Source organism: Streptomyces sp. NPDC059906 (assembly GCF_042730645.1).
In the GTDB taxonomy this organism is placed as follows: Bacteria; Actinomycetota; Actinomycetes; order Streptomycetales; family Streptomycetaceae; genus Streptomyces; species Streptomyces rubrogriseus.
Window position 1 is genome coordinate 186,000 of sequence record NZ_JBHWKU010000002.1, and the last position, 22,554, is coordinate 208,553.

At 68.7% G+C, this 22,554-nt stretch carries 26 protein-coding genes and 1 pseudogene; 11 read left to right on the forward strand and 16 right to left on the reverse strand.

Annotated elements, in window-relative coordinates:
- Positions 1-1,083: pseudogene (locus ACFV9J_RS03745) on the reverse strand (hypothetical protein); the annotation flags it as partial.
- A gap of 319 nt (positions 1,084-1,402) precedes the next feature.
- On the opposite strand from ACFV9J_RS03745, the gene ACFV9J_RS03750 reads away from it, so the two are divergent.
- Positions 1,403-2,917 (forward strand): MFS transporter, encoded by a 1,515-nt coding sequence (locus ACFV9J_RS03750; RefSeq protein WP_385349307.1) that lies wholly within the window; start codon positions 1,403-1,405, stop codon positions 2,915-2,917.
- 119 nt (positions 2,918-3,036) lie between these two features.
- On the opposite strand, the gene ACFV9J_RS03755 is transcribed toward ACFV9J_RS03750, so the two are convergent.
- Together ACFV9J_RS03755 and ACFV9J_RS03760 are read right to left on the reverse strand one after the other, a co-directional pair.
- Positions 3,037-3,609 (reverse strand): GNAT family N-acetyltransferase, encoded by a 573-nt coding sequence (locus ACFV9J_RS03755; protein WP_385349311.1) that lies wholly within the window; start codon positions 3,607-3,609, stop codon positions 3,037-3,039.
- A 92-nt stretch (positions 3,610-3,701) separates the two neighbouring features.
- The gene (locus ACFV9J_RS03760) at positions 3,702-4,109 is read right to left on the reverse strand and encodes a MerR family transcriptional regulator (RefSeq protein WP_385349314.1); all 408 of its coding nucleotides are present in this window, start codon (positions 4,107-4,109) and stop codon (positions 3,702-3,704) included.
- 115 nt (positions 4,110-4,224) lie between these two features.
- Here ACFV9J_RS03760 and ACFV9J_RS03765 point away from each other — a divergent pair, with 115 nt between their 5' ends.
- The gene (locus ACFV9J_RS03765) at positions 4,225-5,196 is read left to right on the forward strand and encodes an SDR family NAD(P)-dependent oxidoreductase (protein ID WP_385349317.1); all 972 of its coding nucleotides are present in this window, start codon (positions 4,225-4,227) and stop codon (positions 5,194-5,196) included.
- A gap of 188 nt (positions 5,197-5,384) precedes the next feature.
- Positions 5,385-5,894: a GNAT family N-acetyltransferase gene (locus tag ACFV9J_RS03770; RefSeq protein ID WP_385349320.1), complete on the forward strand. Its 510-nt coding sequence runs from the start codon at positions 5,385-5,387 to the stop codon at positions 5,892-5,894.
- Between the two features lie 50 nt (positions 5,895-5,944).
- Here the strand turns inward: ACFV9J_RS03770 and tgmC are convergent, their stop codons facing one another.
- The 4 genes from tgmC to ACFV9J_RS03790 are packed head-to-tail and all read right to left on the reverse strand — an operon-like array spanning position 5,945 to position 8,959.
- Complete coding sequence (gene tgmC, locus ACFV9J_RS03775) at positions 5,945-7,183, reverse strand: ATP-grasp peptide maturase system methyltransferase (RefSeq protein WP_385349323.1); 1,239 nt, start codon at positions 7,181-7,183, stop codon at positions 5,945-5,947.
- On the reverse strand, positions 7,180-8,160 hold the full coding sequence (tgmB, locus tag ACFV9J_RS03780) for an ATP-grasp ribosomal peptide maturase (RefSeq protein ID WP_385349326.1): 981 nt from the start codon (positions 8,158-8,160) through the stop codon (positions 7,180-7,182). The genes tgmC and tgmB overlap by 4 nt, the downstream gene beginning before the upstream one ends.
- A 3-nt stretch (positions 8,161-8,163) precedes the next feature.
- Positions 8,164-8,430, reverse strand: a complete 267-nt coding sequence (gene tgmA / locus ACFV9J_RS03785) for a putative ATP-grasp-modified RiPP (RefSeq protein WP_385349329.1) — start codon at positions 8,428-8,430, stop codon at positions 8,164-8,166.
- Between the two features lie 4 nt (positions 8,431-8,434).
- Complete coding sequence (locus ACFV9J_RS03790) at positions 8,435-8,959, reverse strand: hypothetical protein (RefSeq protein WP_385349332.1); 525 nt, start codon at positions 8,957-8,959, stop codon at positions 8,435-8,437.
- Between the two features lie 190 nt (positions 8,960-9,149).
- On the opposite strand from ACFV9J_RS03790, the gene ACFV9J_RS03795 reads away from it, so the two are divergent.
- Entirely contained in the window at positions 9,150-10,421 is a 1,272-nt protein-coding gene (locus tag ACFV9J_RS03795; RefSeq protein WP_385349335.1) for a transcriptional regulator, read from the forward strand.
- On the opposite strand, the gene ACFV9J_RS03800 is transcribed toward ACFV9J_RS03795, so the two are convergent.
- Positions 10,402-11,064, reverse strand: coding sequence for an HAD family hydrolase (locus ACFV9J_RS03800; RefSeq protein ID WP_385349337.1), 663 nt, complete (start codon positions 11,062-11,064; stop codon positions 10,402-10,404). The genes ACFV9J_RS03795 and ACFV9J_RS03800 overlap by 20 nt on opposite strands.
- A 350-nt stretch (positions 11,065-11,414) precedes the next feature.
- Here ACFV9J_RS03800 and ACFV9J_RS03805 point away from each other — a divergent pair, with 350 nt between their 5' ends.
- The 3 genes from ACFV9J_RS03805 (at position 11,415) to ACFV9J_RS03815 (ending at position 13,111) form a co-directional block, all read left to right on the forward strand.
- A complete protein-coding gene (locus ACFV9J_RS03805) occupies positions 11,415-11,630 on the forward strand; it encodes a hypothetical protein (RefSeq protein WP_385349340.1) in 216 nt (71 codons plus the stop codon).
- Between the two features lie 38 nt (positions 11,631-11,668).
- Entirely contained in the window at positions 11,669-12,142 is a 474-nt protein-coding gene (locus ACFV9J_RS03810) for a TrmO family methyltransferase (RefSeq protein WP_385349343.1), read from the forward strand.
- A gap of 495 nt (positions 12,143-12,637) precedes the next feature.
- A complete protein-coding gene (locus ACFV9J_RS03815; protein ID WP_385349346.1) occupies positions 12,638-13,111 on the forward strand; it encodes a hypothetical protein in 474 nt (157 codons plus the stop codon).
- Positions 13,112-13,147: 36 nt separating this feature from the next.
- Here ACFV9J_RS03815 and ACFV9J_RS03820 read toward each other — a convergent pair whose 3' ends face one another.
- Genes ACFV9J_RS03820 through ACFV9J_RS03845 form a run of 6 tightly spaced genes read right to left on the reverse strand, consistent with a single transcriptional unit; the run spans position 13,148 to position 15,837 of the window.
- The gene (locus ACFV9J_RS03820; protein ID WP_385349348.1) at positions 13,148-13,432 is read right to left on the reverse strand and encodes a hypothetical protein; all 285 of its coding nucleotides are present in this window, start codon (positions 13,430-13,432) and stop codon (positions 13,148-13,150) included.
- Positions 13,429-13,725 (reverse strand): hypothetical protein, encoded by a 297-nt coding sequence (locus ACFV9J_RS03825; protein ID WP_385349351.1) that lies wholly within the window; start codon positions 13,723-13,725, stop codon positions 13,429-13,431. Before ACFV9J_RS03825 ends, ACFV9J_RS03820 begins: the two co-directional genes overlap by 4 nt.
- A gap of 42 nt (positions 13,726-13,767) precedes the next feature.
- Positions 13,768-14,001 (reverse strand): DUF397 domain-containing protein, encoded by a 234-nt coding sequence (locus ACFV9J_RS03830; protein WP_385349354.1) that lies wholly within the window; start codon positions 13,999-14,001, stop codon positions 13,768-13,770.
- Positions 13,998-14,729, reverse strand: a complete 732-nt coding sequence (locus ACFV9J_RS03835; protein WP_385350091.1) for a DUF5753 domain-containing protein — start codon at positions 14,727-14,729, stop codon at positions 13,998-14,000. Before ACFV9J_RS03835 ends, ACFV9J_RS03830 begins: the two co-directional genes overlap by 4 nt.
- Positions 14,730-14,784: 55 nt before the next feature.
- A complete protein-coding gene (locus tag ACFV9J_RS03840; protein WP_385349357.1) occupies positions 14,785-14,991 on the reverse strand; it encodes a DUF397 domain-containing protein in 207 nt (68 codons plus the stop codon).
- A 3-nt stretch (positions 14,992-14,994) separates the two neighbouring features.
- Complete coding sequence (locus tag ACFV9J_RS03845; RefSeq protein WP_385349360.1) at positions 14,995-15,837, reverse strand: helix-turn-helix domain-containing protein; 843 nt, start codon at positions 15,835-15,837, stop codon at positions 14,995-14,997.
- A gap of 198 nt (positions 15,838-16,035) precedes the next feature.
- Here ACFV9J_RS03845 and ACFV9J_RS03850 point away from each other — a divergent pair, with 198 nt between their 5' ends.
- Positions 16,036-16,698, forward strand: coding sequence for an ATP-binding protein (locus ACFV9J_RS03850; RefSeq protein WP_385349363.1), 663 nt, complete (start codon positions 16,036-16,038; stop codon positions 16,696-16,698).
- 30 nt (positions 16,699-16,728) lie between these two features.
- Here the strand turns inward: ACFV9J_RS03850 and ACFV9J_RS03855 are convergent, their stop codons facing one another.
- Both ACFV9J_RS03855 and ACFV9J_RS03860 read right to left on the reverse strand, forming a co-directional pair.
- Positions 16,729-19,878, reverse strand: coding sequence for a DUF3427 domain-containing protein (locus ACFV9J_RS03855; RefSeq protein WP_385349366.1), 3,150 nt, complete (start codon positions 19,876-19,878; stop codon positions 16,729-16,731).
- 172 nt (positions 19,879-20,050) lie between these two features.
- Complete coding sequence (locus ACFV9J_RS03860; RefSeq protein WP_385349369.1) at positions 20,051-20,605, reverse strand: hypothetical protein; 555 nt, start codon at positions 20,603-20,605, stop codon at positions 20,051-20,053.
- Between the two features lie 347 nt (positions 20,606-20,952).
- Here ACFV9J_RS03860 and arr point away from each other — a divergent pair, with 347 nt between their 5' ends.
- The 3 genes from arr to ACFV9J_RS03875 all read left to right on the forward strand — a co-directional run bounded on the left by arr (position 20,953) and on the right by ACFV9J_RS03875 (position 22,512).
- Positions 20,953-21,363 (forward strand): NAD(+)--rifampin ADP-ribosyltransferase, encoded by a 411-nt coding sequence (gene arr, locus ACFV9J_RS03865; protein WP_385349372.1) that lies wholly within the window; start codon positions 20,953-20,955, stop codon positions 21,361-21,363.
- Positions 21,364-21,520: 157 nt separating this feature from the next.
- Positions 21,521-21,898 (forward strand): PadR family transcriptional regulator, encoded by a 378-nt coding sequence (locus ACFV9J_RS03870; protein ID WP_385349375.1) that lies wholly within the window; start codon positions 21,521-21,523, stop codon positions 21,896-21,898.
- Positions 21,895-22,512, forward strand: a complete 618-nt coding sequence (locus ACFV9J_RS03875) for an HAAS signaling domain-containing protein (protein ID WP_385349378.1) — start codon at positions 21,895-21,897, stop codon at positions 22,510-22,512. The genes ACFV9J_RS03870 and ACFV9J_RS03875 overlap by 4 nt, the downstream gene beginning before the upstream one ends.
- The last annotated feature ends 42 nt before the right edge of the window (positions 22,513-22,554 follow it).

The following is a 22,554-nucleotide window of genomic DNA, read 5'->3' on the forward strand; positions in this document are numbered from 1 at the left end:
GGCGGCGCGGGCTTCCTCCCTGGCCGTGTCGACGTGTTCCTGGAAGCCGGTGTCGGCCTCCATGCCGTGGATGCCGGAGTCGGAGCCGCGGCGGGTGAGGCCGGCGGGGTCGGCGGGGTCGGGCCGGGTGTCGAGGTCCGAGCCGCGTCGGGTGCGCCCCGACGGGGTGAAGCGGGCCGCGAGGGCGGCACGGCGTGCTTCCTCGGCGGCGCGTTCGGCGGCGGCGCGGGCTTCCTCCCTGGCCGTGTCGACGTGTTCCTGGAAGCCGGTGTCGGCCTCCATGCCGTGGATGCCGGAGTCGGAGCCGCGGCGGGCGAGGCCGGCGGGGGCGGCGGGGGCGGCGGGGTCGGGCCGGGTGTCGAGGTCCGAGCCGCGTCGGGTGCGCCCCGACGGGGTGAAGCGGGCCGCGAGGGCGGCGAGGCGGGCCTCTTGCTCGGCGGCGCGTTCGGCGGCGAGGCGCGCTTCTTCGGCGGCGCGTTCGGTGGCGGCGCGGGCTTCCTCCCTGGCCGTGTCGAGGCGCGTTTGGAAGTCGGGGTCGACTTCCATGCCCTGGGTGCCGGACGCCGAGCCGCGTCGGGTGAGGCCGGCGGGGTCGGGCCGGGTGTCGGACTCGGAGCCGCGCCGGGTGCGGCCCGACGGGGTGAAGCGGGTCGCCGTGGTGGTGCCGGATGTCGCGGCGCGCTCAGGGGTGCTGGTGCTGGTGCTGTTGGTGCCCCGGACCTCGGAGATCGATGCGGTCCGCCGGTTGCCGGGGTCCGTGTCGAGCGGGGCGCGGTCGGCCAGGTCGCCGGGGGCCGAGCCGCCTCGGGCGCGGCGGGCCGGGGCACGTCGGGCGCCGGGCTCAGAGCCGGGGCGGGCGGCGTCGGCCGCCGGGGTCCGTTCCAGGGTCCGGCCCCTGGCGCGCTGCACCGTGGCGGCCGCCGCCTGGTTGCCGGCCCTGGACTGGAGTCCGAGGAGGGCCTGCTCCGCCGAGGTCCCGGACCCGGACGAACTCCCGGTCCGCCCTTCCTCCCGACGCTGCCGGGCCGCTGCCAGGGCGGTTGCGGAAGGCCGTTCGGAGGTGCGGTGGACAGGGGCGCTCATGGACATACCTCTCCTGCTGCCGGACCGGGCCACGCGAAGGTAGCCAGGCACGGCGAACAGCAGGGGTGCGGCGGGGAAACACTTCACGGACGGTGCGGAACGGGTCGGCGGCCGACTCACGGGGGTCGTACTCGGCAGCGGCGCGAAGACATCTCACCGCTTCTGCTCGGATCGCTCCCGTGTGGTCCCTCACACCGAATTGGGCGATCGAAACGCTGCCGTTCCGTTACGGCGGACGTATGCTGGTAGCGATACGAAACGGTTTCGTTTCGACCTGAACGTCTCCCGAACCAAGAACCAAGGACTGGAGTACGTCCCCATGTCCCAAGTGACAGCAGAGTCGGCCGCGCCCCCGGCCCAAAAGCCCGGGTCGCCGGCGGACGGAGCCTCGTCCGGTCGCCGCTGGTGGATCCTCGCCATGATCGGGCTCGCCCAGCTCATGGTCGTACTGGACGCGACCATCGTGAACATCGCCCTGCCGTCCGCCCAGGCCGACCTCGGCTTCTCCGACGGCAACCGCACCTGGATCGTCACCGCCTACTCACTCGCCTTCGGCAGCCTCCTGCTGCTCGGCGGCCGGATCGCCGACCTGTTCGGTCGCAAGCCGGCCTTCCTGGTGGGCGTCGCCGGATTCGCGGTGGCCTCCGCGATAGCGGGCGCGGCCACGAACTTCGAGGTGCTCGTCACCGGCCGCGCGCTGCAGGGCCTCTTCGGCGCCCTGCTGGCCCCGGCCGCGCTCTCCCTCCTCACCACCACCTTCACGGACGCCAAGGAACGAGCGAAGGCCTTCGGTATCTTCGGTGCCATCGCGGGCTCCGGCGCGGCCGTCGGCCTGCTGCTGGGCGGCGTGCTCACCGAGTACCTGAACTGGCGCTGGACCCTGTACGTCAACCTCTTCATCGCGGCGGTCGCGATCGTCGGCGGCTGGCTGCTGCTCCAGAACACGCAGCGCGAGCGCGGCGCCAAGCTCGACGTCCCCGGCACCGTGCTGGTCACCGCGGGCCTGTTCGGCATCGTCTACGGATTCTCCAACGCCGAGTCGCACGACTGGAGCTCGCCGCTGTCCTGGGGCTTCCTGGCCGCCGGCGCCGTACTGCTGGCCGTGTTCGCCTGGTGGCAGACCAGGACCGCGCACCCGCTGCTGCCGCTGCGCGTGCTCCTGGACCGCGACCGCGGCGCGTCCTTCGTGTCCATGCTGGTCGCCAGCGCCGGAATGTTCGGCGTGTTCCTGTTCCTCACCTACTACCTCCAGCTCACCCTGGGCTTCTCCGCGATCCAGACCGGACTGGCGTTCCTGCCCATGGTGGCGACGCTGATGCTGTCGGCGACCCTGTCCACCACCTTCATCCTGTCGTTCGTCGGACCGAAGATCGTCGTCCCCGTGGGCATGGCGCTCGCGGCCGGCGGCATGTTCTGGCTGACGGCCCTCGGACTGGACAGCTCCTACGCCGCCAACGTCCTGCCGCCCCTCCTGGTCTCCGGACTCGGCATCGGCCTGATCATGGCCCCGGCGATGAGCCTCGCGACCAGCGGCGTGGCCACCGAGGACGCCGGAGTCGCGGGCGCCTCCGTCAACACGATGCAGCAGATCGGCGGCTCCATCGGCACGCCCCTGCTCAACACCCTCGCCGCCAGTGCCGCCACGTCCTACCTCGTCGGCCGGGACCCGACCAACAAGCTGGTCCAGGCCCAGGCCTCGATGGAGTCCTACTCCACGAGCTTCCTGTGGTCGGCGGCCTTCTTCGCCGCGGGCGGGCTGATCGCGGCCCTGCTCTACCGGCCCGGCGTCCCCGCGGCGGCGGACCCCGACGCCGCCCCCACCGTCCACATGTAGGCGGCATGTGGAGGCTCGCACCCACCTGTGGGGACGGGGCGGATGCGAGCGGCGGGCCCGGTACTCTCGGCGAGTACCGGGCCCGTTCCCGTTCGGACGGCGCTCCTTCCGGCCGCCTCTCAGCGAGCCGGGGCCGGCCCGTCCGACGGCCGCCAGTCCCGCCTGATCAGCCCGTACACCCAGGAGTCGGACACCTCGCCGTCGACGACGCAGTCCTCCCGCAACGTCCCCTCGCGCACGAACCCGACCTTCTCCAGCACCCGGGCGGACGCCGCGTTGCGGGTGTCGGCCTCGGCCTGGACCCGGTTCAGGTCCAGCGTGTCGAAGGCCCACCGCAGCAGGGCGTGCGCGGCCTCCGTCGCATAGCCGTGGCCCCACATCGCCTCGTCGAGGCAGTAGCCCAGCGACGCGCTGCGGTAGACCGGGTTCCACTCGACCAGGCAGCACCAGCCGACGAAGGCGCCGTCGCCGGCGCGGTCGACGGCCACCCGCACGCCGGTGCCCTCGTCCGCCATCTTCCGGCACATCTCGACGAAGCGCCCGGCGCGGGCCCGCTCGGTCCACGGCGGGGAGTCCCAGTAGCGCATCACGTGCTTGCTGCTGTGCATGGCGTAGAGGAAGCCCGCGTCGTCCTCGGCGAAGGGCCGCAGCCGCAGGCGATCGGTGTCCAGGGTGGGGGTGGCCAGAGTCATGGCCGTCATCCTGCGCCCCCATGGGGCGGGCGCGACAGCGAATATCCGGCGAGGGCGTCGCTGAAGCGCCCGACCGGGCGCCACCACCTACCTCAGGCCGTCGGGTCCCAGAGCCCACCGGCTTCGCCGCGCGCGAGGTGCTCGGCGTAGACACCGACCTTCCAGGCGATGACGGACCGGCACTCCTCCAGCGCCTCGATCTGGGCGTCGACGCGCCGTTGATGGGTGTCGAGCAACCGCAGGCGTTCCGCCTCGTTGCCCGGCCCCCGGCGCACCAGTCCGGCGAACTGCTTGAGGTCGGCCAGCGGCATGCCCGACTCGCGGAGCTTGACGCAGATCAGCAGCCAGTCGACGTCGAAGGAGCCGTACCGCCGCCTGCCGCCCGACGTGCGCCGGACCGGCCCGACGAGCAGACCCTCGCGCTCGTAGAAGCGCAGCGCGTGCACGCTCAGTCCGGTCCGCTCCGCCACCTCGCCGATGCTCAGCGACTGCCCGGACACTCCGGATACCCCGGATACTCCGGATACCCGGGATACTCCGGACGCTTCGGTGCTCGTCACGCCGCTCACCCCAGGACTTGATCTAGACCTTGCTCTAGATCGTAGCGTCGGCGCCATGACCCACACCGAACAGCGGCCGCTCAACTCCCCCTTCTCCGCCGCCACCACCGCCGAGGACGTCATGACCGGCCACGACCTCTCGGGCGCGACCGCCGTGGTGACCGGGGGCTACTCCGGACTCGGCCTCGAAAGCACCCGGGCCCTGACGGCCGCCGGGGCCCGGGTCCTCGTGCCCGCCCGCCGCCCCGACACCGCCCGAGCCGCCCTGCGGGACGTGAAGGGCAGCGAGGTCGTCCCCATGGACCTGACCGACCTCGACAGCGTCCGTTCCGCCGCCGCGCACATCGGCGACCGTATCGACCGGATCGACCTCCTGATGGCCGCCGCCGGAGTCATGGCCACCCCGGAGCGGCGGGTCGGGCCCGGATGGGAATTCCAGCTCACCGCCAACCACTTCGGGCACTTCACGCTCGCCTGCGCGCTCTACCCGCTCCTGGCCGCCGCGGACGGGGCGCGTGTGGTGGCGTACAGCTCCGCCGGACACGCCATGACCGACATCCGCCGGCACGACCCGCACTTCCGCACCGGCTACGACAAGTGGCTGGCCTACGGACAGGCCAAGACCGCCAACGCCCTGTTCGCCGTGCACCTCGACGCTCTCGGCAGGGACGACGGCATCCGCGCGTTCGCCCTCCACCCCGGCAAGATCATCACCGGTCTCCAGCGGGAGATGACGCTCCGGGAACAGGTCGACTCCGGCTGGGTGGACGAGCACGGCAACGTCGTCGCCGCCGACTTCAAGACCGCCTCCCAGGGTGCCGCCACCGGCCTGTGGGCCGCCACTTCCCCCCTCCTCGACGGCCGGGGCGGCCTCTACTTGGCGGACTGCGACGTCGCCCGCGTCTTCGCCCCCGACACCCCCATGGACGACAACGGCGTACGCCCGTACGCCGTCGACCCCGGCAACGCCGCCCGGCTCTGGGAGATGTCCCTCACCGCGACGGGCGCGACGCCGACGCCCCGGTGACCCGGCGCACCGCCTCGGCCGGGCGCGGGGCACCTTCGGGGTAAACCTCGCCACCCCCGACTACGGCCGACTACGGCGGCTCCTGGCGCCGCGGTAGGGGGCCGTACTCCTCCGTACTCCCGCCCTGGCCAGGAGTCGCCGGGAGAATTCCGTTGTCGCACCATCCCCGAGGTCGCATGCTTCGGGGCATGACCTCCGAGGACCACTCCCCCTGCGCCACCGTCACCACGCGAGTCACCGTGCGTGATCTGCTGCCCCAGGACTTGCCGGCGTGCACCTGGTCCGGCACGGCCACGCATCTGCGCCACATAGAGGGAGCGCTGACGCGCGCCGCGGCAGGCGAGGTGGACTACCTGGCCGTCTGCACTCCTGTGGACCTGCCGGTGGCGATCGGCGGCGTCGACTATCAGGTCTCCGAGGAAGCCGGAACCATATGGCAGCTCGCCGTACTACCGGCGCTCCAGTCCTGCGGCTTGGGAACGCTGCTCGTCCGCGCCGCCGAACAACGAATCCGGGACCGCGGACTCCGTAGGGCCGAACTCGCCGTGGAGGAGGACAACCCCCGGGCCCGCGCCCTGTACGAGCGCCTGGGCTACGTCGCGTACGGCCGCGAACCGGACGCCTGGGACGAGGAAGGACCCGACGGATCGATCCGTCGCCACGAGACGATGTGCATCCGCATGCGAAAGAGCCTCTGAGCCCCGTCCAGCGGCAACTCCCGGCACCGAACGGCCGACGACGATCCGCCTCACCGAACCGGCCGGGGCAGCCGCAGCTGTGGAAGCCGTGCGTGCAGCAGCCGTTGTCCGTCGTCGTCCACCCGCAGGGTGAACGTCTCCGGTCCCGGCCGCCCCGCGGCGTCGAAGGCGTCGACGAGGTCCTCGATCCGTCTCCACAGCTTCAGCGGTCCGCCTTCCCGCACACTCCACGCCCCACCGTCCGCAGTGAGCGTGGCGACCGACCCGGAGACCACGTCGATGAGGTGCGGCACCCCGTCGACCGTGACCATCTGCGCCTCCGGTACGGCACCCTGGGCGAGGAACCGCAGGTGGAAGGCCTCCTCGGTCGCAGCCGTGAGCCGCTCCGGTGCGTGCCGCGCGGACCGGGACCGCTCCTCGTGCAGCCCGGCGGCCCAGTCCGAGGGATTCCCGTACGCCGGTGCCGCATGGGTCCGGGCGGGCATGAAGGAGATGGTGCCCGGCAGCAGGGGGCCCTCGGCGGTCCCGTCCCCGGCGACGGTGAGCAGGACACGGGCGTTGCCGTGGAGCCACCCTGACAGGGGGAGCAGGACCTTCCCGCCGGGGCGGGTCTGGCTGAGGAGAGCGGGCGGCACGGACCGGAAGGAACAGGCGGCCACGATCCGGTCGAACCAGGCTTCGGGCCAGTACCCGTACAGCCCGTCGGCCCGGGCGAGCGTAGGCGTGTAGCCACAGCCGTACAGCGCGCCGGCCGCTGCCGCCAGCCTGACGGCGTCGACCTCGACGCTGCTCACGTGGGAGGAGCCCAGCCTTTCGCAGGCGAGTGCGGTCGAGTATCCGGTCCCCGTCCCGACCTCCAGGACCGTGTGTCCCTCGACGACGTCCGCGTCCGACCACATGCGCAGGACGAGCGAGGGGAGCGTCGACGACGACGTGGGCGCTCCACCGTGCCGGACGGCCGGCCGCTCCCAGTCGGTCTCCTCGCCGTCGAACTGCGTGATCAGCGTGGCGTCCGAGTACGCGGCGGCGAGCCACCGCCCGTAGTCGGCCTTCCGCGTCACCGGCTCCCACACCGTCAGCCCTTGCGCGTCGGGCTCGTCGGCGGGGAGGTAGAAGCCGGGCACGAACGCGTGACGCGGCACCTTCTCCGCGGCGGCGAGCCAAGCAGAGTGAACCGGGAATCGGGCGTCGGCATCGGCGTCGGCGTCCGCAGTGACACCGGCGAGGCCCTTCACCATGGCCGCGCGCAGCGCCCCCGCGTCGGTGTCTAGGTCTGGGGGCAGAGTCATGAGCTGCGGGTTCCTTCCGTACTCAGAATGTCGGCGAAGGCCTCGGTGATCGCGAACGCGTCCGGGAGCCAGCCCCACTGTCCGTTCGGGTTGCACTCGATCGCCCACCAGTCGTCTGGAGAACGCCCGTCACCGGTGAGCGCGAAATCGAAGCACCCGAAGACCAGACCAGAGGCGGCCAGGTAGCGGTGCAGGGCGGTCTCGACCACCGAAGGGACGGTGACGGGGGAGTGGACCAGGTCGTCCCAGGCACCGCACCGCCAGTCGAGTGCCCCGCTGGGGGCAGTGATCCGTTGGGCGAATACGCGCCGACCGACCACGGTGACCCGTACGTCACCGACCTTCGGAACCTCGGCCTGGAAAAGATGAGCCGTCACCGAGAGCGAGTCGTCGAAGTCGTCGGAGTGAACGCGCTGGGTCCAGATCGCACCGGCACGGCCGTCCTCGCCGGGCGGCAGCCCTCGGAAGGTCTTGCAGACGACGGACGGATGCCTCTCGGCGAAGTCCCGCGCCGCCACGACGTCGTTGGTGACCAGAGTCGCGGGAATCCGTAACCCCAGCTCCGCGAATCTCCGGAGCTGTCCCGGCTTGAACTCCGCGCGTGCCACAGCCGCCGGATGGTTGACGTACACGGCGGATCGCAGATCGTTCAGAACACCGCCGAGCCCGTGTCTCGCCTCGGCCGCTGCGAAGTCCCGCTGTTGACGCGGCAACCGCGTGAACCGGTCCCGGAAGGGAGTAGGTCGCCGAGGGTAGACAGCGCCGACCTCTCCCAGATCCACGTCTCGGCTCTCGGTGCGCAGCAGCCCACTCCAGGCCGGCGCGTCGGCACCGATGTGAAACCCGAAGGCCAGGCGTGGCCCGACGTCAGCAGGATCCACCCTGACGACCGGCACCCCGCGCTCGTTCAGGGCGGCGATGACCCAGTCCGCGGTCACGTCCTCCAGGGCGGTGACCACCAGAACGGTACGAGCCATCGTTCAGTCCGACTCGTAGTCGGTCGTCGTGTCGTCCTGGGACTGAGGCTGCGGCTGCTGCCCGTCCCCGCCTCCCGACACGGACGCCGTACCACTCGTCCGCGAGGTCCCGTGCTGTCCCATCCCGACCACTCGGCCGACGGCGTCGGTGTAGCGGGCGGTCTGGGTGGTGGGGTCCAGGGTGACGGACGTGTAGGGGGCGGGGGTCGCAGGGAGCCGGTCGGTGACCAGGCGTAGGGCCCACGGGGCTCGTGTCCTCGTATCGGCCATCTGTTCACTCCTGTTCATACGGGGGAAGCGAGAGTCCGAACTGTTCGGATCGTTGAGCGAGGCGTGTCTGTCCGTCCTGTACCAACGCCGTGATCGCACGAGGAGCGCACAGGTCGCCCTCGTACCGAGGCGGGACGACCCAGTACGTGCCGGGTGGCTCCTGACGGTCGATGCGGGGAACGCCGAGATAGGTTCCGTGACCGAGACAGGTCGCGAGGTCGGCGTAGGGCCAGACGAGAGCGGTGTGGCCCTGGACCAGCACGTAGTACGTCCCGCCCGCCGCTCGTCGGTCGTGGATGATCGACCCCCCGAGGGACTCGCCCAGAGCCACGGCGATTTGGTCGCGGTCCTTGGACCGTACCGCCGCGTGAACGACGCGTGCGGGCAGACGCACAGCCGCGAAGCGCTCCCCGAGCGGCAGGAGGGCAACGCCTTGGGAAGCCCACTCCCGCCGAGCACGCTCCGGACTCGGGCTACTCCGGGCCAGCCACTCGGAAATGGCCCTGTCCAGAGCCTCCTGCGTGAACACTGACGCCTCCTCGGCTTCTTCACGGTGAGTACGCCGCTCAGACTCCACGAGTAGGCCGACTGAACATAGGTCTTCTGAGGGCCTTCAAGAGGACTTGGATGGGACGTACGGGCCAGCCTGAGGGTGATGGAGGACCGTGTAGCGGACTCGTTGTGGGAGGCTTGAACGAGTCGAACCTCCAGGAGGTGCCGTGACCAGGCCGACAGGGAACGTCCGCCTCAAAGCCGCACGCGTGGCTGCCGGGTTCAACTCGCAGCAGGACCTCGCCGACGCCCTTTCGGACCATGCGAAGCGCATGGGAATACGCGGCCTCTCCATCGGAGCCAGGCAGGTCCGGCGCTGGGAGTCGGACAACCCGCCGTGGCCGCAGCCGGATTGTCAGCGCGTACTGGTGCAGTTGCTGGGACAGAGCCTGGAGGCGCTCGGATTCACTCCGCCATGGGGCACGGACGGACTGAAATCCGACCCAGGGCAGCGCATGTCCGTTCCTGCAGCCGCCTCCCTGGGACTGCCGGGCGTCCCGGGCAGAAGGACAGCAACGTCCCACCCGGCGATCGTTGGAACAGACTTCCACGCGGTGACCAAGTCGCATCGGCGGCTCTACTGGTCGGTCGCACCGGCCGGCCTGCGACCGGCAGTCGAGGCTCACGCGACGTTGGGCTGCGTCCTGCTCCGGGAGGCTGCTGAACCCACTCGGAGTGTGATCGCCACGGCCTTGGCGGAGACGTACCTCCTGGCGGGCCGGATCGAGTTCTTCGACCTGCGAGAGCCCGGCCTCGCTCACGAGACGCTCCTCTTGGCCCTCCAAGCAGCAGGTGAGGCGGATGCACCGCTGCTCGGATCGGCGGTCATCGCGCACATGGCCTTCATCCCCGGCTGGGTCGGGGACCGTGACGCGGCCCGTGAGCGAATGACCGCCGCTCGCACCTACGCCCGCCGTACCCAGGCGTCGGCGGAATTCCTGGCCTGGTTGGATGCTGTAGAGGCGGAGTGTGAGACCCGATGCGGTGACACCCGTACCGCCCTCCACCTGATCGGCCACGCCGAGGATGTCCTGCAGGACGGCAACGGCCACCCGTCACCGGAGTGGATGGACTGGTTCTCCCCGGCCAGGCTCGCGGCCTTCAAGGGCAACACCCAACTGCTCGCCGGCCACCTTCCGCAGGCCCGGACGACCTTGCTGGAGGCGCTGGAAGCCATGGTGCCTGGCGAAGAGAAACAACGGACGGTCGTTTATGGCGATTTGGCGGCTGTCGAAGCCGCGTCCGGTCACCCGGAAGAAGCATGCTCATACGCCGGCCAGGCACTCGACCAGCTGGCCCTCACCTGGTACGCGACCGGCATGGACCGAGTGCGTGAAGTGCGACGCGCGCTGACTCCTCACCAGCACGAGCGCTGCGTTCGCGATCTGGACGACCGTCTCTACGACTGGTCGACCACGGTCAGCGTTCTGAGTCGTTGAACTGTCGGATCAGGTCGTTGAGTTCAGCCAGACTCTCAATGCGGAATGTCGGCATTTCCCGGGCCTCTGCGCTTTCCCACTGGATGGTGGCCCAGGGCCCACGACGCACGAGTGCGGTCTGCATCCCCGCCTCGCGGGCCGGCCGGATGTCGTTGTCGTAGCGATCACCCACGTACAGGATTTCGCCGACCTCGAAGGGAACGGCGTCCGCGACCCGCTTGAAGAACTGGGGGTCCGGCTTGCTGGCACCCCAGTCGTCGGACGTGCCGATCAGGTCGACGTCGGAGGTGAACAGCTCACGGAGGATGCGACCGGCGCGGACCGTCTGGTTTCCGGCGATGCCGAGCCAGAGGCCAGCGGCTCGAAGCTGTTGCAAGGACGTTCGGACGTCCCCGTACAGGTCTCCTTCGCCGAAGGTCTCGGGCTGCCCGGCAGCGGCTCTCTTCTCGCGCTCCGAGTAGAGGTCGAAATCGGGCCGGAACTCCTGGAAGACCTCACGGTAGTCGCGGCCCTGAGCGATCACAGCGCCGAACATCGCGTGGAAGGTGTGCCGCGGCACCCCAAGCCAGTCCGCCCACGTCCCGTACTCCCTGGTCTCGTCCACGAGACACTCACCGACGTCGAAGGCCACTGCGCGGATCATGGGCGCAGGATATCTAGCCGTTGCGTGAGGCCGTGGGTAAGGGACATGGCACCGAACGACTCTGCGGGTCAGTTCCACGGGTTCGCCGTGGCGCGAAGTCCGCGAAGTGCCCGAACTCGGCATCTACGGACGACGCACCCCCTGAGCGGGCATTCCTGAGAGCCATGGCCCACCAAGCGCTCGACATGGGGTTTCGCCACGAAGCGCTCCAACTCGCGCAGGATTCGGTGCATGGGCAGCGGTACGCAGCCGCCACGCCGCGAGGGCGAGCGCTCCTGGGCGTGGTGCACGCGCGGGCTCTCGCAGCGAACCGACACAACGACCGGGCGGCCACGGTCACCCTCGGGTAGATGGGCGCGACGCAGATCGCCCAGGGCGGCGTGGAAGAGGCGTGCGCGACGTGGACCAGTGTCCTGGACGCGATGGAGGACGGGATCTACTCCGGTCGTGCCAGGCAGAGCGTCGTCGACATGCGGCAACTGCTGTCGCCCTACCGCAGACGCGGAGTCCCTGCGGTGAGGGCTCTCGACGCCCGCGCGGCCTCCTGTCTCGCCCAAGTAGATTGATCGCCGGCGTCCATACATTCGAGTCAAGGGGACCGGCCATGGCCTTGGAGATCAAGCCGATCGGGGAAGTCATCAACGGCCGCACTGAGGTGGCCGATGACTACTGGGGCGGCGTTGAGTCCGTGATCCAGCTCGACGAGGCCGAGTTCCCCATCGACTCCGTGCAGGGCCTGGAGGACTTCTCACACCTTGTGGTCGTGTGGCACTTCGACCAGGCATCACCTGATGACGTCGAATATCACGCACGGAGTCCGCGAGGAAACACGCAGTGGCCTGCAACAGGGACGTTCGCGCACCGCAACCACCGGCGCCCCAACCAACTGGCACAGAGCTTCCCGCGCCTGCTGGCAGTCGACGGCCTTCGACTCCGGGTGACCGACTTGGACGCGGTGGTCGGCACGAAGATCTACGACGTGTCGCCGTACTTCACCGAGATGGGGCCACGAGGCGCAGTCCGCGAGCCCGTGTGGCCTGGAGGGATGCTGGCGGATTACTGGGCAGAAGGTCATTGAACCGGGCTGCACGGCAGGCCTTCGGCCGGCCAACGATCGGGCCTTTGCCCCGTCACGTCCACCGCCGCCGCGCACAGCACGCCGACGTCGACAGCGAATTGCCTGAGCGCGGAATCTACGCCACCTGGAGACCTCAGCCGTAGAAAGCCCGCCACGACGGCGGGAGAGCCGGACGGCCGTCCGTCACGTGTGCCTCCATCAGCCACGTCCCGGCATCAGCCACGCCCATTCGAGGGTTGTGACGGAAGGTCGGGCGACGCGCGCCCTTACCTGTTAAAGACGCAGGAGCATGTCCAGGCGGCTGAACTGGGGGAACGCGGCCAAGTTGATGCTGTTCTGCATGACACTATCCAGATCTGAATGGATGATCTAGGGTATCCAGTACTGAATCGCATCTTGGCAGCACTGCAACGGATTAGTCAGAGCTGCACGTCCCTCATTCACCCTTGGGAGTACTCTGTGCGTGCGGCCCGGCGAGTGACCCGGATCGAGACCGTGAACAAGCGGACGGGCGAGGTGAACGACTTCACCGTCCACTCCTCGGCCTCGGCCGCGCACGGCCTCTGGTTCAGGGGAGGAGGTTTCACCACGATGGGATACGCGGCACACAACGCCCTCGCCGAGGCGGACCTCAGCGTCAGCGCGTACAAGCTGTTCCACAAGATGTGCGCCCTCCAGAACCGCAAGGATCACGGCCTGGTCCTCGTGGAGAGCCAGGTGAAGTTCGCCGAGCAGGTGGGCATGTCACAAGCCTCCGTCTCGCGCAGCCTCAAGCAGCTCGCCTCTCAGGGGTTCATCTACCCTGACGGTCGCAACTGGCGCATCCGTCCAGACTTCGTCTTCAACGGCAACGGTGCGGCGCAGGGGCAGGCGGTGCAGAGCATTCCGGCCGACGCGCCTGATCCTTATGACGGGAAGCGTGCCGACCTGAAGATCGTCGAGGGTGGGGACGACGGCGGCCGGGCCTGAGGTTTCCCGGAGTGCGGGCGGTCAGTGGATGCGGAACTACTCGTGGACTCCGTCATCGGGCGTGATCGACGTGATCGCGACTGTCGGTGGAGGCGGGGTAGGCGTGTACACGTATGCCACAGCGAGCCCGGGTACGTCGCTGGTGGCTTCGATCCGCGTCTTGCGCACCTCTAAGCCGTCCTGTCGGCGGGGGCCGAGCAGCACTCCGAGCCGGGGCACCAGCTCAAGTTCTCTCCTCAGTTCCTCCAGCGGCTGTTCCGCGCCCAGTGCCTTCGCCAGTTGTGCCGCTCGAACGGTCACGACCGCGATTACATCGCTCACTCGCCTCGAGCCTCCCGCTTCAGACGCATCGTGAGGTCGATGCCCTCCTGGACGGCGATGTCGAAGTCGGGGTCCTGATACAGACGGATGCGGCCCCGGTAATCCACGATCACTGCGCCCACCCTCGTCAGGTCGGCCTCCGAGGAACCTTCCAGTGCGCGCTGAAGATCGGTTTCGAAGGCCTCCTTGTCGCCGGGGAACCCGTGACCGGCCAACAGGGCGGCTCTTATGTCGCCGATGGTTCTCAGGGGGAACGGAGCGGAAACACCGGTTTCTGCATACTGTGCGCTCACGATCATCTGCTCCTCGGTCTCCTCTGTGCTACATGGAGTGTCCTACAGGTCCGTGCCGGGCGTAGACCTTGCTCGCACCGCGCGAGTGAAGGCCTGCCAAGCGGCAGCGCCGACGGATGCCATGATTGCGCCGCCGATTTTCGTGTCTCTCAGGAGTATCCGATCACCGTCGGCGGCACACTCCACGCATTCGCCTCCCGCGCCGTTGCTGTGGGACGACTTGATCCAAGTGAGCGCCGGCGCTGCGTCACCGAGACGATCGTTGTCGGTGTTCATCGTGTCGACTCCTTCATCACGCTGTTGATCAGTTGCATGCTGCGGCGCGGGCTCAGGGCCGCCGCGCGCAACTCGTCGAAGGCCCTGTTGTACTCCCGGACGTGAGGTTCGCCCTCCAGGTACATCGCATCGGTGATGCCGTCCCGGTACACGACGTCCGGGTCCTCCGGGTCCGGGAACCCCAGCACGGTGAACGGGCCCGTGGTCGGGCAGGTGCCGGCGTCGAACGGGAGTACCTGGAGCGTTACGCTCGGGCGCTGCACGGCGTCCAACACGTATTCCAGTTGGACCCGCATCAGTTCGCGATCCCCCATGTCTCTGCGTACAGCTCCTTCGCTCACGACGAACCAGCAGTCGGGAGCATCGGGTGCGCTGATCATCGACTGTCGTTCCAGGCGTACTCTCACCGCTCGATCGATGTCCTCGGGCGGCATGTAGGAGCCGCACGTGTGGAGTTCACCCGAGCCGTGGACCTGCCACCAACTCCGTGTCTTGGCCTGCCGGGCCAGCGACTTGCGAAACTCGCGCAGTTCGTCCGTGGTCTCGTAGAAGCGGCAGAGGACGTCCACGTCGGACGGTTGAACCCTTCCGCTGCCGGTCTCCATGCGATTGACCTTGGAACCGCTCCAGTCGAGGGCCGCACCCACTTGTGCGCAGGTCAGAGAGTCCTTCTGCAGACTCTTACGCCCCTGATGGCCCGGCAAGGGTGACGGTAAGTATTCGTCGATCTCCACGCCCCTCCCCTTTCGCGTGAGGTGAAGGGGCCGTATCCGCCTCGGTCGGTCAGAGGGACGGCCGTGCCCCGTGGCGTACTGCGTCGATGAACAAGCGCCAGCTACTCAGCCGCACGTCCAGCGTGGGGCCGTCAGCGCACTTGGAATCGCGTATCAATGCACCGTGTGGGATGTACGCGCACTCAACGCATTCAGTGCCGCTACCCCCGCTGTACGAGGACTTGAACCAGTGGGGCGCCGGGCTGGCTTCTATCAAGACTCACTCCTTGCTGACCCGGTCGATGAGTTCGACCGAGGACTCGAGGTCGAGCGCCTGGGCGCTGAGGTAGTCGAAGGCCAACCTATATCGCTCCAGTTCCTCCGGCTTCTCCATGAACAGCCCACCGCCGAGAAGATCCACATAGACGACGTCCAGCTCACGGGCTTGGCCGCGAAGGGTGACGAAGCTTCCCACGGCTGCCGCATGCGCGCCCAGGGAGAACGGGAGGACCTGGATGGTGATATGCGGCCGCTCGGCGCAGGCCAGCAGGTGTGCGAGTTGCTCACGCATGACGTCATGGCCTCCGACCCGACGGCGGATCGCGGCTTCGTCGATCACGCACCAGATGCGCGGAGGCTCATCGCGCTCCAACAACTCCTGGCGCTTCATGCGGATGTCGACCATGTACTGGACTTCCCGCTCGTCGCATTGCACCTCCGAAGCGCGATGGACCGCCTCCGCGTAGGCGCGCGTCTGGAGAAGCCCGGGGACGTACATACACGCGTAGTGGTCCTCGCGTACGACCTCGTCTTCCAAGGTGAGCATCAGGTTCATGGAGTCGGGGATGGGGTCGGCGAGCGACCGCCACCACCCCTGGATCTTGGCGCCCTTCGCCAACTCGACCAGGGCCATCCGCTCTTCGTCCGTGGCGGCGTACTCGCGGCACAGGGCGTCTACGGCCGGCCACTTGACCGTGCCTTCCTTCGTCTCGTAGCGGCTGAGCGTCGCCTTCGAGATGCCGACGCGGGACCCGGCCTCTTCGAGTGTCAGCCCCTTGCGTTCCCGGAGTCGTCGCAGGTCGGCGCCCAACTGACGCCTGCGGGTGGTGGGTCCGACTGCCATGTCCTCAGTCCTTCGGGTTGGTCCAGTAGATCGTCGTGCTCCGTCGGTCGCGGCGGCAAGGCGGTGTGCGCCGGGGGCGCGTGCTGCTGCTGTGTGCCCCCATCCCTCTCTGGTGAGAGTTCCATTTCGAGAGTTTCAATGCAACTCTGAGTCGCGACAGCATCACCGTGAGGCATTGAAGGTGGGGAGCGGCAAGACATGGATGACTCTCGTTGGAGGCCGACGCAGCCGTGGAAGCTGCCGTTCCTGGCGGACGCCGAGCAGGTCTGGGCTCTTCGGCGCGCCTTGCGAATCCACCTGGAGTACTGGGGCTTGCATGAGCTGACGGATGCCGTCGAGCTCTGCGCGAGCGAACTCGTCGCCAATGTCATCAAGCACGTCGGGCCGGAGACGCCGTCCACCCTCGTCGCTTCACTCGGCGTCGCCCGACTGCGCATCGAGGTTCACGACCCCGATGCTCGTGCCCTTCCGACGCTTGCCTGTGCGAGCTTGGACGCGGAGGTAGGCCGGGGAATGGCGCTGGTCGACGCCATGAGTGAGCGCTGGGGCGTGGAACTCGCCGGTGATCACAAGGTGACCTGGTGCGAGTTCGGTATCGACGTGGCGCGAGCGGAGCGGCGGCACATGCCGATGCCGCGACTGGCGCGGGCCGCGGACGTACTGAGTCTGTACAGCGTTTCCGGGGCGATGCAGCATCCACCTGAGCAGGGCCGATTGTCGGCAGTGCTGGCGGAGGAGGCCGCGATCAATGCCATCGGCGACCTCCTCCACTGGCTCCGCGCGCAGGGGCGGGACGCTGACGACGCGCTCGATCGGGCCCAGTCGCGCTTCGAGGCGGAGTGCCAAGCGCGACTGTCCTGAGTCGTCCGGCCGACGGACGGCGTCGGTGGATCAGCTCGCCTGGATCGCTGCCGAGTAGGTCCACACGTCGGCTGGGAGATCGTGATCGAGGTGCCAGGTGATCGCCATCGGCTTGCTGCCGGTGTGCCTCACGTAGGTCGCCGGGCCCAGAAGCATCCACGGCTGGGACTTGCCCGTGTCCGTGGTCGCGTAGCGGCGCATGAACAGCAGGACGTGGGAGCCGCGACCGGCGTGCTGTTGGTAGCGCTTGCCCGTGGCGGAATCGGGGGAAGTCGCGTTCTGGGACTCCCAGTGGAAGAGATTCGGGCTGATCGCGTAGTCCTTGTACCGGACGGTGGGCGAGAAGTCCCTCTCGTCCTTCTCGAGCGTGATCAGCAGTGCGTCCGTCTGGGACTCCTCCGCCCACTGCACGCCCTGGGCAAAGGATCTCGGCATCTGCCCACCGAACCGGGCGATGCCGAGAGCAGCCAGTATCTCCGACCGGTTGTACGAGCTGTGAACCTTCAGCGGCACGGTGCCGAGGCCATCCGACAGCGGGATCGGAACATGGTCGGCCCGGTCGATGACGTACGACAGCACCTGTCGGAGCTCGTCCCTCAGGGCGCGCTGCGGACGTAGCGCCGCAAGGCCCTGCGCGTAACCGGTGTAGCCACCCGCGTTGTCCCACAGGTTGAAGAACAGCATGCGGGCGTAGGCCTGGCCGGTCTGGTCGAGTTCCTCGTACGAAGGGGCGTCGTCCGCCAGAAGGCTCAGGTATGCCTGCGCACGCTCGGGGTCGTCCACGTGGAGGAATGCGTGTACCCGCTTGAGCAGCGCCTCCTCGTCCGGGGGAGCCGGTTCATCGGCCAGGCCGGCACGACGCAGCACGAGAGTCCAGGAGTGGCCGTTCTTGTACAGCTCCTTGATCTCTCGGCGGCTCTCCCGGAGGTAGTCGGCGAGGAGCGGAGTGCTGTACTCCTTGACTTCCTTCACCAGCGTCTTCACCGTGGCGGCCAATTGCGTCCTGATGTTGTCGAGGACCAGACTCTTGGCCTTGCCCTCCAGGATGATCTGGCAGCCCGACGGCAACTGCGGAAAGCCGCGCTCGATGTGCTCGACCAGCCGATTGCGCGACAGGTTGGTCATGGCCCGGAACTGTTCCTCGAAGCGGAACTCCGCTCGGTGCTGTCCGATGAAGTCCAGGACCGTGAGTACCGGCTTGGTGTCGGTACGCCGCAGTCCCCGTCCCAGCTGCTGGAGGAAAACGGTGGCGCTGTTGGTCGGCCGTAGCAAGAGCAACGTGTCCACGTCCGGGATGTCGAGCCCCTCGTTGAACAAGTCCACCGAGAAGATGACCTGGAGCTTGCCGTTCTGGAGGTCGCGCAGCGCTTGAGCGCGTACCCCGGACGACGAGTCGCTGTCGAGGGCCGCAGCCTGGAAACCGGCCCTGCGGAAGTAGTCGGCCATGAAGTGCGCGTGCGCCTTGGTGACGCAGAAGCCGAGCGCACGCATGGCGCCGGGGTCGGAGATCTTGTCCCGGACCTGCTTGACGATGATGCGGGCTCGCGCGTCGTTGGCCGTCAGGAGATTGCCCAGCTCCTGATCGGCGTACGAACCCTTCTGCCAGGTGAGGTTCGTGAGGTCGGTCCCGTCCGGGATGCCGAAGTAGTGGAAGGGAGACAGCAGGTCGTTCTCCAGAGCTTCCCAAAGCCTCATTTCGGCGGCGATGCGCCCATCGAAGAACTCGTCCTGGACATTGAGCCCGTCCATCCGCTCCGGGGTGGCGGTGAGTCCCAGCAGCTCCTTCGGCGTGAAGTGTTCGATCACCCGGCGGTACGTACCGGCCGTGGCGTGGTGGAACTCGTCGATGACGATGACGTCGAAGTGGTCTGGAGCCAGCTGCTCCAACCTCTGGACGTTGAGTGACTGGACGCTGGCGAAGACGTGGGTCCACTCGTGTGGATCAGTGCCGCCGTACAGCGACTCGCCGAACGAGGCGTCGTCCAGCACTTCGCGATACGTACGCAGGGACTGCTTGAGGATCTCCTTGCGATGCGCCACGAAGAGCAGCCTCGGCCGACCTGAGGTCGCCTGATTGCTCAGGTCGCGGTAGTCGAGGGCGGCCATCACGGTCTTCCCGGTACCGGTCGCCGCGACCAGCAGATTGCGGTGCCGTCCGCGGATCTCGCGCTCCGCGCTCAGGCGCTCCAGCATGTCCCGCTGGTGCGGGAAGGGATGTACCTGAAGGCCGGAAAGGTTGATCTTGAAGTCGGTGGTCGACGCCGTTCCACCCGCCTGGGCCAGTGCCGCGTCGAGGCGCTCGCCGTCATCATCCGGGTCGTACGTCTCGAACGCCAGGTCATTCCAGTACGCGTCGAAGGTGGCTTCGAACTTGTCCATCACCGCCGGTGTGGCCACCGAGGACAGACGTACGTTCCACTCCAGGCCGTCGAGCAGGGCCGCACGGGAGAGATTCGAGCTGCCGACGTAGGCCGTATCGAATCCAGTCCCGCGTCGGAAGAGCCATGCCTTGGCGTGCAGCCGTGTCGAGCGGGTCTCGTAGTTCACCTTCACGGTGGCGCCGAATTCGCGCACGAGTCGGTCGAGCGCTCGCCGGTCCGTGGCACCCATGTAGGTCGTGGTGATGATCCGGATAGGGACGCCCCGCTCTTTCGCAGCGAGGAGTGAGTCCTCCAGCACGCGGATGCCGTACCACTTGACGAAGGCGCACAGCAGGTCGATCCGATCCGCCGTGGCCAACTCGGCCCGCAACTCCGAACCCAAGTTGAGGTCCTCGGGGGAGTTGGTGAGAAGTGATGTTTCGGAGAGAGGCGTGAGCGGACGGATTGCATAGGCACCCGGGGCCTCCTGCTCCGCCAGAGCCAGCAACTGGCGCGGTCCCTCGACGATGGCGCTGACGGGCTCGGCACCGCCCTGCTCACCGACCTCTGCGGCCAGGGACTCAAGGATCCGGTTGGCAAAGGGGACTCGGTGTTCCGGTCGGAGCTGATTGAGGTGGCGGGCCACTATGTCACCGACGTGCCGGGCCAGCACATGGGGTGACGATTCTGCACCGACCTCGGCGTCGATGGCCTTCCAGCCGTCGGCCTCGAGACGCTCCAGTTCACCGCGCACGCGATCCGTGACCAGCTGCTCGTAAACCCCTGCGACCGGCTGCTCCGGACTTCCCGCCTGCTGCACCCCGTCCCCCTTCACCACCGTGTTGATGACGTGGAGGCAGTTGTAGCAGGTGTCACTGACACGAGGATGGGCTGATCGACCGACCGAAGCACCGTCCACCCCAGGTCCGCGCCCACGACGTAGGTGTGGTGCGCCGGGATTTTCCAGGTCTCTCCGGTGGCCTCTCGCCCTTTTACCTGGTCAGCGTGCCGTCAGGGGTTTCCTGGACGGAGACCTTCTTCGCCTGTCGGCCCAAGGCGCTGGAGACGACGTTGCGGATGCCGTCCGGGTCGTTCTTCTGCTGGGGGGCCGGGTTGGAATTCTCGATGGCGGTCTTCAAGTACGCGGGGTTCCACGACGAGATGGCACCGCTGACGTCGATCCTCTCCACCCTGCTCTTGCCGACCTGTGCCTTTATCGCGGGCAGGATCTGGTCCGAATACATGCCACCGGAGGCTTTGTACAGGCTGGCATGGCCGCCGACCTTTCCGCCGTCCCGGAGGTAGACGGTGATGGTCAGGCAGCTGGTGACCGAGGGATAGGTGATCGTGCCGCCCGGGCCGACGCTCTTGACTTCGCCCTCGGCGACGCTCTTCGCCTCCGCCGTGCCGCCTGAAGCGCCCCCGCCGGCGTCGTCGTTCTCGGCGCGCTGGACGGTCAGGTCCGTGCCGCGTGGCCTGCGACCGGGATCGGCCGCCACCGCACGCGCCGTCGCGGCGTTGCCCGCCGCGCGCTGCAGGACGGTCACCGCCGACGGGCCCAGGGAGACGGCCGTTCCCCGCGGCAGGTCGCCGGCAGGGCCGACCGGGGCAGACGACCGGGGTAGCCGGGCGGGTGTCCCTCCGGACGATTCCCTGTCCATGCGTTCGTGCTGGTGCAAGGCGTCCCCCTCGGGCTCGGCATGACGCCTCTCACCATGTCGCCCCGTCGTCGTGGCGCAAGAGGCGCGGGGGCAGACAAGAGGGCACCCACCGTGCTCCTCCGAGGGCCGCGACCACGGGTGGGTGATCCGTTGCAGGATCAGGATGCGCGCGCTGCGTCCGGGCTGTCTCGCTGTCTCGGGGGCACGACAGTCCCGGTTGGTAACCTGCCGCGATGGACGAGGTGTTGGACGAGGGGCCGTTCTTCCACGGTACGAAGGCCGCGTTGCGGGTCGGGGAGTACCTCACCGCCGGTTTCCCTTCGAACTACCGGCCCGAGATCCTGATGAACCACATCTACTTCACCGCGTTGTGTGACGGTGCGGGGCTCGCCGCCGAGCTTGCCGCCGGGGACGGGGAACCGCGGGTGTACGCCGTCGAGCCGACCGGCGAGTTCGAGCACGACCCGAACGTGACCGACAAGAAGTTCCCCGGCAATCCCACCCGCTCCTACCGGAGCACGGAGCCGCTCCGGGTCGTCGGCGAAGTCGCCGACTGGACGCGGCAGACGCCCGAAGCCCTCCAGATGTGGCGAGAGCGGCTGGATGCGATGCGTCTGGAAGGGCGCGCCGAGATCATCAACTGACGCCGAGTTCATCAACTGAGCTGGGCCCCGGCGTTCCCGGGCCCCAGAACCCCAGAACCCCAGGGTCCCAAAGCCTCAGGGCCTCAGGGCTTCAGACCCCCACTGCCCCCGGGTCCCCGCGCCTTCGGGGCTTGTTCTGCCTGGTATCTTGCTTTGCATGGAACCTGGTGATTCGACCAAGCAGGCCCGCGCAGCCGCCCAGCTGCGCAAGGGCGTGCTGGAGTACTGCGTGCTCGCCCTGATGCGGGACCGCCCCCGTTACGGCGTGGAGCTCCTGCACGCGCTGGAGGAGTCCGGGGCGCTGGCCACCAGCCAGGGCACCGTCTACCCGCTGCTCTCCCGGCTCCGCCGCGAGGACCTGGTCACCACCACCTGGCAGGAGTCCGCCTCCGGCCCGCCCCGCCGCTACTACGCGCTCACCGCCACCGGCCGGGCCGCGCTGGACGAGTTCACCCACGTCTGGCCCGGCTTCCGCGACGCCGTCGACGCGTTCCTGACCGCCACCCCGCACCCCTCCGCCGGAGACCTCGTATGAAGACCCCCACGCACCCCACGGCCCCCGCCGACCCGGTACGCGAGTACCTCGCCGCCGTCGAGCGCGAGGCCTACGCTCTCCCCGCCGACCGGCGCCAGGAACTCCTCGCCGACCTCGCCGAGCACATCGAGGTGACGCGCGCCGAGCGCCCGGACGTCGCGGCCGGCGAGATCCTGGCCGAGTTGGGGGACCCCCGTACGATCGCGGCGACGGCGCTGGCCGAGGCGGGGAGCGGTGGGGCCGGGGCGCCGGTGGCCGGTGGCGCGGGGGTGTCCGTGCGGCGGGGCAGGGTGCATCCGCTGGTGCCGTTGCTGATGCTGTCCGTGCCGTACCTCTTCACGACGCTCCTCCCGGACGTTCCCGGTCTGGCGCTGTGCAGCGGCCTGATCCGCATCGCCGGTGGGGTGCTGCTGTGCACCTCGGTGCACTGGACGCCGGTCCGGAAGATCGTCGGCGTGGTGCTGAGTGTCGTCGCGCCGACCGTCGCCGGGATCGTCTGGCGGGAGACCACCGTCGCCCCGGCGGGCGACACTCCGGCTCTCGTGGCCAACCTGGTGGTGCTCGCCGTCGTGGCCGGCACGTCGGCGTGGCTCTGGCGCAGCCGCCGGGCCTGAACGCGGCCGCCCGGCCGTTGCGAGCGGCCGCACGGATGAGCG

Excerpts from the sequence above, each read along its gene's own strand:
- ACFV9J_RS03750 (WP_385349307.1), top strand. The coding sequence starts at position 1,403 with ATGTCCCAAGTGACAGCAGAGTCGGCCGCGCCCCCGGCCCAAAAGCCC.
- ACFV9J_RS03755 (WP_385349311.1), bottom strand. The coding sequence starts at position 3,609 with ATGACTCTGGCCACCCCCACCCTGGACACCGATCGCCTGCGGCTGCGG.
- ACFV9J_RS03765 (WP_385349317.1), top strand. The coding sequence starts at position 4,225 with ATGACCCACACCGAACAGCGGCCGCTCAACTCCCCCTTCTCCGCCGCC.
- ACFV9J_RS03770 (WP_385349320.1), top strand. The coding sequence starts at position 5,385 with ATGACCTCCGAGGACCACTCCCCCTGCGCCACCGTCACCACGCGAGTC.
- tgmC (WP_385349323.1), bottom strand. The coding sequence starts at position 7,183 with ATGACTCTGCCCCCAGACCTAGACACCGACGCGGGGGCGCTGCGCGCG.
- tgmB (WP_385349326.1), bottom strand. The coding sequence starts at position 8,160 with ATGGCTCGTACCGTTCTGGTGGTCACCGCCCTGGAGGACGTGACCGCG.
- tgmA (WP_385349329.1), bottom strand. The coding sequence starts at position 8,430 with ATGGCCGATACGAGGACACGAGCCCCGTGGGCCCTACGCCTGGTCACC.
- ACFV9J_RS03800 (WP_385349337.1), bottom strand. The coding sequence starts at position 11,064 with ATGATCCGCGCAGTGGCCTTCGACGTCGGTGAGTGTCTCGTGGACGAG.
- ACFV9J_RS03805 (WP_385349340.1), top strand. The coding sequence starts at position 11,415 with ATGGGCGCGACGCAGATCGCCCAGGGCGGCGTGGAAGAGGCGTGCGCG.
- ACFV9J_RS03810 (WP_385349343.1), top strand. The coding sequence starts at position 11,669 with ATGGCCTTGGAGATCAAGCCGATCGGGGAAGTCATCAACGGCCGCACT.
- ACFV9J_RS03830 (WP_385349354.1), bottom strand. The coding sequence starts at position 14,001 with ATGAACACCGACAACGATCGTCTCGGTGACGCAGCGCCGGCGCTCACT.
- ACFV9J_RS03845 (WP_385349360.1), bottom strand. The coding sequence starts at position 15,837 with ATGGCAGTCGGACCCACCACCCGCAGGCGTCAGTTGGGCGCCGACCTG.
- ACFV9J_RS03850 (WP_385349363.1), top strand. The coding sequence starts at position 16,036 with ATGGATGACTCTCGTTGGAGGCCGACGCAGCCGTGGAAGCTGCCGTTC.
- arr (WP_385349372.1), top strand. The coding sequence starts at position 20,953 with ATGGACGAGGTGTTGGACGAGGGGCCGTTCTTCCACGGTACGAAGGCC.
- ACFV9J_RS03870 (WP_385349375.1), top strand. The coding sequence starts at position 21,521 with ATGGAACCTGGTGATTCGACCAAGCAGGCCCGCGCAGCCGCCCAGCTG.
- ACFV9J_RS03875 (WP_385349378.1), top strand. The coding sequence starts at position 21,895 with ATGAAGACCCCCACGCACCCCACGGCCCCCGCCGACCCGGTACGCGAG.